The organism is Lysinibacillus sp. TE18511 (assembly GCF_054062295.1).
In genome coordinates, this window is sequence record NZ_JBSSFD010000079.1 from 1 (window position 1) to 6,720 (window position 6,720).

At 36.2% G+C, this 6,720-nt stretch carries 4 protein-coding genes and 1 pseudogene; 3 read left to right on the forward strand and 2 right to left on the reverse strand.

Annotation, left to right across the window (positions count from 1 at the left end):
• Positions 1-260: 260 nt before the first annotated feature.
• Positions 261-1,489: pseudogene (locus tag ACVWXS_RS25565) on the reverse strand (IS110 family RNA-guided transposase).
• Between the two features lie 300 nt (positions 1,490-1,789).
• Positions 1,790-2,152, reverse strand: coding sequence for a hypothetical protein (locus ACVWXS_RS25570; RefSeq protein ID WP_456960637.1), 363 nt, complete (start codon positions 2,150-2,152; stop codon positions 1,790-1,792).
• 988 nt (positions 2,153-3,140) lie between these two features.
• Between ACVWXS_RS25570 and ACVWXS_RS25575 the strand changes: the two genes are divergently transcribed.
• The 3 genes from ACVWXS_RS25575 (at position 3,141) to ACVWXS_RS25585 (ending at position 6,490) form a co-directional block, all read left to right on the forward strand.
• Entirely contained in the window at positions 3,141-4,052 is a 912-nt protein-coding gene (locus ACVWXS_RS25575) for a DNA primase (protein ID WP_456960638.1), read from the forward strand.
• Positions 4,053-4,847: 795 nt separating this feature from the next.
• On the forward strand, positions 4,848-6,086 hold the full coding sequence (locus ACVWXS_RS25580) for a reverse transcriptase domain-containing protein (RefSeq protein ID WP_456960639.1): 1,239 nt from the start codon (positions 4,848-4,850) through the stop codon (positions 6,084-6,086).
• Positions 6,087-6,316: 230 nt separating this feature from the next.
• Positions 6,317-6,490: a hypothetical protein gene (locus ACVWXS_RS25585; RefSeq protein ID WP_370078508.1), complete on the forward strand. Its 174-nt coding sequence runs from the start codon at positions 6,317-6,319 to the stop codon at positions 6,488-6,490.
• The last annotated feature ends 230 nt before the right edge of the window (positions 6,491-6,720 follow it).

The window sequence follows — 6,720 nt, forward strand, 5'->3', positions numbered from 1 at the left end:
ATATGGAGACAACATAAAAAAAGAGAAATCCGAATTTGAATTCATTCAAATTCGGATTTCTCACTAATTGAAGCTAGTTATGTCCCAGCCTCTTTCTTACCTCCAGTCAAGTGTAATTCTTTAATTTCTTTTGTTTTTTGATTTAGTTGTAGTTGGGAGGGGTACCCCTCCCAACTACAACTAAATTTTCGCACGACTAAAAGACCTTACGATTTTCTTTTTTTCGAAAGGTCGGTGTGTTATAGTAAATATAAACTTGGTTACGATTTCAGAGCTGGTAGTGCGGACTCATAATCGTACAATATGCCGTGTGTAATAAGGTGAAATGCAACTTTCAAGAACTTATTCATACACGCCACAATCGCGACCTCATGATGCTTTTTCTGAGGTTGCGTTTTTAATTTGTAATAGTAGTCCACAAAGTGATTTTCTTCTCCTTTTCCTTTTGCCATTAACATTGTACAAACCATAAAATATAAAATCTTCCGTAGCTTCTTATTCCCACGCTTATTTATACGATCACGATATTGTGTATTGCCAGATTGATAGCGCATAATATCAATACCCGCATAGGCATTTATTTGTTTGGCATTTTGAAAACGACGAATATCGCCTAACTCACCAATCAATCGGCAAGCTGTTGTATCTCCAATGCCTGGAATAGAGAGTAACACTTTATATTCTTTTTTATCCTCAGACATTGTCACCATCTGCTTGACAAGCTTGTCTTTCGTTTCCATCAAATCCGCAATACGTCGTGCATAATCGCGTACTTGAATACAACGAATATCCGTTGGCTTAATGGACGGATACGAGTTTTCCGCAGCTTCTAATAATACAATTGCTTTTTTCTCCGCACGTTCTAAGGATAGCTTCTTACGAGTATTACTTTTTAAACGGTTTTTAATGATTGTTTTTGAATGCGCCAATAAAAGTGCTGGATGTGGATATAGCTGCACAAAATTTAAAAACAACGCTGAACTTGGTGTGATGAGCTGTTCTAATTCAGGAAATGAACCATGTAAAATTGCATGCATCCGACTACGTAAAAGAATGATTTCTTTATCAACTTCATCATAATAACGTGTAATCGCACGCATCTGTTCATAATATGTATCCTGTACGTATGTCATTTCACGTTCTACTTTAAAGTGCGTTTTCGCTAATTCGTGCGCATCACTACTGTCGGTTTTATGACGCCGCATGGAAGCCATTTGTAGGCTCGCTTCAAGCGGGTTCATACGGTAGTATGTGTAGCCATGATCACGTAGAAATTCTTCTACAGGTTTTGAATAGACCCCTGTGCTTCAAACACGATTTCAGGAGGTTGTCCATCAAGAGCTGTCATTTTCTCAATACGTTGATGAAGCTGTTTAAAATCGAAACGCGTGTGATGTAATTCCCCTTCAAATTCACATTGTCTATCTTCATTATAAATGACGATGGTACTTTTCCCTTTACTGACATCAAATGCGATGACATGTTTCATATAGATGTCCTCCTTTATAGCCAATTATAGAAGTCTTCACATGACCTTATCGATTCCATTTTCTTATACACGATCTCTTGGACCCAACATACTAAACTGATTCATATAAGGGTGCGAAGTTAGCCAGTTTTTGATACGGATTCTATATGATCCCAGAGGCTGGTCGACTTTTCTTCACTTCTACTAAATAAAATAGTAGCACAAACCATGGCCTTGGTTTGTACTACTAATCTTAGTATGTTTAAAAATTAGTTACGCTGGATAAGTTAAGAATTCAGAATACTTAACCTCAAAACACTACTATTTACTTCTCTTCAAACGTAATCGATCCTTACTAAATTCTACTTCTTCATAATCTTTAAAAACAGCTATTATTAACGCTAGACCCACTGCGCTCGTAGCAATAATAGCCGGAATACTAGCACCAGTAGCAGCAGCTATTGGTGCCGCGGCCGCAAAAGATAGACCTCCTGTAAGGGGAGCAGCTACAACAGCACCTCCCATTGCAATTCCTAAAATAGCTAGAGCTGCCTTACTTAATTTCGTTATTTTTTTAGCAGTGTGTAACTTGTTGGCAAGTTCTCCTCTTACAATTATCACATCATATTTATTATTTTTTGCCTCTTCCAACTCACTCTTAGTAGCAACCGTAACTTCACTCATTAATACCACCCTAACATTTTATATAAAAAACAATTTGCGAAATAAAATATAGGCCTTCAATCTGTATAAAAGCCCATTTCTATAGCCTGAAACGACACCAACATTTTTCATTCATATTTAATAAATACACTAAAAAATCCTAGTGCACCCTTTTATTACCTTACCTTGATCATTTTGATTACTCCCTTGTTCGATTTAATAGATTAATCATACAATAATAACCCAATATCCCCAATAGATGGTCAGTCTTATCTTTTATTCAATATTGAATAATTGAATATTCCCCCTAACTATACGCGAATCCTCATCTCGATTCATGCTCTTTTTGAGCCTTTTTTCAATAGCATAAAATCGCACAGCACAGAATAGAAACCTAAAGAAAAGCAATGATTTCCTAAGCAATAAGGTAGCCTAGAAAACAATAGCGTAGATTTCCGTAGAATAGGAGGTAATAGCGATGAAACAAACAGTTTCAATAAAGCAGCGAAATCCCGAAGTGTTGGCTAGTGTCCATTAATTCAGGTGATTCAAGATACACCAACTGAAAGCTCAGTACCATATGCATCAATCAATGCTTTTTTCCCCGTAGAATTATAGATTACTTCCCTAGAAACAAATCCTACTTTTTCTGCCAATACATTAAGAAAACCACCAACAGCAAGAGCGTTTCTTCTAAGCCTTATTTCATCGATAGAAAAGGATTTTGTTGAGGATTATATGGTTGTTTACATAACTGGTTAATCCTCATTATATATACATTTCAAAGTTAACTATCAAAATTAAATGAGCCCTCAGATGGTATTAATATCGAGTTGGGCTGTTTCTACGCCTCGATTCGTCTGTGAGCTCTTTTTATTGTGCTCTTTTTTAAGAAAAATGGCATAAAATATCAAACAATAGAATAGAGAAAAATAGAGAAGCAAAAAAGTGCATACCATAGAGTAGAAAAGAATTGAAAAAATTTGCGAAGAATGGGGGAGCGCAACATATGGAACAAACAATTTCAATAGAAAAGCGTATTCAAGAGGTACTCGCTAATGATCCATTATTTCAAGTAATCCAGGAAACACCAGCTGAGCAGCATTTTTTATCAGAGTCATATTTAGACGAATTGATTGAGAAGAAGTATTATTCAACACCTGAAGTAGCAGGCTGGTTTGAGGTAACAGATGCCCAGCTGCGTTATTACATTAAGCCATTTGAAGAATATCTATTTGATGGGGCAGCAACTAATCCCTCAACGTCGACTATCATTCGGCTAGATTTCAAAGCTATTTTGAAGCTCCGAATGATTTTACTATTGAAAGACGAGTACCGAGTGAAAGGTTTAAAAAGATTATTATGTATTAATGAGGATGGCCACGTAATAAAACAGACAACTAGCGAAGTTACTGCACCAAAAGATCTTGAAGGCCGAATGGATACCTTAAGCCAAGCACTTGCTCAGATTATGCAAACAGGACTTTTTCAAATCGAACAAGATGAAACAACGCAACAAACACAACTAATATTAAATGAAGATCTTCTTCAGCAAAAGTTCAAAGCAATCCCTCCCGAAACTTCGCAAAAAATCGCTGATATTCAAGTGGTTACGGAGCAACTACAAAAGGAAAATCAGGAGTTGAAAGAAAAAATTGATGAGGTTATTTCATCGAATAAAAACGATATCGCGATTAGAATTAGGGAAAAGCACCTTGAACAGACCATACTAAATCGTCTACAAAATGAAGCTCTAAAGCGTTATGCAGCTGAAAAAAAGGGGAAACTCTTCGGAAAACTTTTCCGTTCTACCCAAATTGAAATTGAAAAGAAACAATTCATCACTGACTATATAGAAGAACACTTCTCAAAACAATTGACGCAAGCTTTACACGAATACCATGAACATCTAGTTGAATAGAATCTGAGCTCATTTTATAGCTTTAGAATAAAGTTTGATTAAAAACACTCTAAAAGTCTGTCAATAATAACAAATAAAAATACTCCATTTTGATAAAAAAACTTGACTGTTTCGATGTTATTTATTGTATTAAATAAGCGTCTTCTTCTTTAAATATGGACATAGGACTTGCTGTGGTTATTTTTGTTTGTTCATTTGCATCTTTGATGCAATTAGAAAATTAAATAACAACATTATCGAACAAACAGAAGAAATAAAAAAGCTTTGGGAAGGTTATACTTTAACTAACGGGTGCAGTTGTTGGTGCGACACGTTCCTGGCTCAAATGAGATGTGGTTAACACAATCTCGGTAAAGGTCAGGCAATCTATGATTTAAATTGAAGGATATTATCGAGGAGTCGAATGATGAGGTAACGCTCAGAAAGGCTCCCCCTGCGTCGAATAGCACGCTATTTAGTAAGGGAAAGCGTGTTATAAGCTCGGCTAATAGGCGTGAGAATTTACCGTAACAGTTCGGCTGACGAAAGCCTACCCGATGGGGTGGTGTAAATCATGGTGCTTGGGTTGAACAAATATGGTGAGAATGCAATGAAATACAATAAGATACTGTATTACTGACGAACTTCTGAATGTACGGGTCTAGACGCGCGTTATATAGAAATGTATTTACTACTAAATGTAGGGTTAGCTATGGGTGAGTAAGAATCAAGAATATAAAAATCCATCTTGTGTTACAGGCACATGCGATGCTAACAGGCTCATAGGGAGCACCTAAGTTTGTTCCATAATAGATAATGTTCAATAAAGTTTTATTATCCATTATTTCTCGTTTATTAAAAGCAGAAATTGTTGGTGAGGGTTTACCGATAAATGGTACACCACAAGGTGGGATTCTCTCTCCATTGTTATCAAATATCGTATTAAACGAACTTGATTGGTGGGTTAGTCATCAGTGGGAAAACTTCCAGACAAAAAAAGTCTATAAAACACCATCCAACACGATGCAAGCTTTAAAAAAGACCAACCTAAAACCTTGTTATATTGTCCGTTATGCGGATGATTTTAAAATTTTATGTCGAACTCGTTCACAGGCGATAAGAATGTATCATGCGGTAACGGATTTTCTGGCAAATCGCCTCCATTTAGAGGTTAGTGAAGAGAAATCAAAAGTAGTAAATTTAAAGAAAAACTCCTCAGAATTTTTGGGGTTCCGTATAAAAGCTCATCGAAAGAAAACAGCGAATCGTACGCTATATGTTGCACACTCTCACATGACGGAAAAAGCATTGAAAAACGCTCAACTAACGATTAAACAAGCTGTAAAAGCGATTCAGAAACACCAATCAGTAGAAAATGTATGGCGGTTTAATACGGTTGTAATGGGGATTCAAAATTATTACGCCGCAGCGTCACACGTCACAAAAGATTTAAATAAGCTGAACCACCGCATACATCGAACTATGCATAATCGACTGAAAGAAATGAGAAAAGAAGCAACGTTCACAGACTTCACCAAATCGTTACAGAAACGGTATAAAGGATACGAATGTAAGTTGTACAAGATTAAAGAAATGATGCTCGTTCCTATTCACGCCCAACGTTGCCGAGTTAATCTCAATTTCTCACAGGACATTTGTAATTATACTACCAAAGGTAGACACAAAATCCATCGCAATCAACGAGCGATTCCTAAAGAAATCCTCACTTATGTGATGAAACAATTTATTCCACAACGCTCCATTGAATATAATGATAATCGCATTAGTCGGTTTATTGCTCAATATGGAAAATGTGCTGTAACTGGTGTCTCACTAGGTTTCAATGGTTGGCACTGTCACCATAAAACACCGTATTATTTAACACAGGATGATTCCTATGGCAATTTAGTGATTATCCATGAATCAATTCACAGACTAATCCACTTAAAAGACCTCGAGAAAATACAAATGCTCCTCAAAGCATTGAAATTAGATGAAAAGCAACTATTGAAAGTAAATGAATTGCGTAAGCAATGTCTGAACGCCACAATCTGACTCTACATGACAACTTAGCCTACACATAAAAAATGAATAAATTGGATTAATTGGAACGCCGTATGCTGGGAAACTCGCACGTACGGTGTGAAGTGGGGGAAAAGCCGGAGATAACGTCAAAGGCTTACCTATCACTATAATAAGCGCTGTGCTATTATTGGATTATATTAGAAAAAGTGTATGTTAAAATTCGAACAAAATAAATTTATATGTAGGGAGATGACTACTTTATGAAAAAGAGAATTTCTATAGTATTAACAACGATAGCTATCATTACTTTTGGTGTTTTTATTTATTATGGGTCTTTGACCGAGGCTAATAAGGAAACCGACAGTATTGTAATAGATAAAGATGGAGAAGTAGTAGAACCACTTAGTGGTAATAACGATAATATGGGTCATTAATACACATTAATATCGGCAGACATTTTTCTTGACGTTCTATTTGTACCAATATTCTCCTAAGCAATCGGGCGCATTAGTGCAACAAGGACTTATAAGCTATACAAAACAATCATAATAAACGTTCCCAAATGAAAGTTGAACTGCACCCCATTTGTTAGACACATCTAACAAGGAGGTGCGGTTTTTCTATGGCTAAAATGAGTCCTGAAGATAAATTAGCAGCGGTTCAA

What these genes read in the sequence shown, in the direction of transcription:
- ACVWXS_RS25580 (WP_456960639.1), top strand. Translation starts at nt 4,848, where the DNA reads ATGTTCAATAAAGTTTTATTATCCATTATTTCTCGTTTATTAAAAGCA.
- ACVWXS_RS25570 (WP_456960637.1), bottom strand. Translation starts at nt 2,152, where the DNA reads ATGAGTGAAGTTACGGTTGCTACTAAGAGTGAGTTGGAAGAGGCAAAA.
- ACVWXS_RS25575 (WP_456960638.1), top strand. Translation starts at nt 3,141, where the DNA reads ATGGAACAAACAATTTCAATAGAAAAGCGTATTCAAGAGGTACTCGCT.
- ACVWXS_RS25585 (WP_370078508.1), top strand. Translation starts at nt 6,317, where the DNA reads ATGAAAAAGAGAATTTCTATAGTATTAACAACGATAGCTATCATTACT.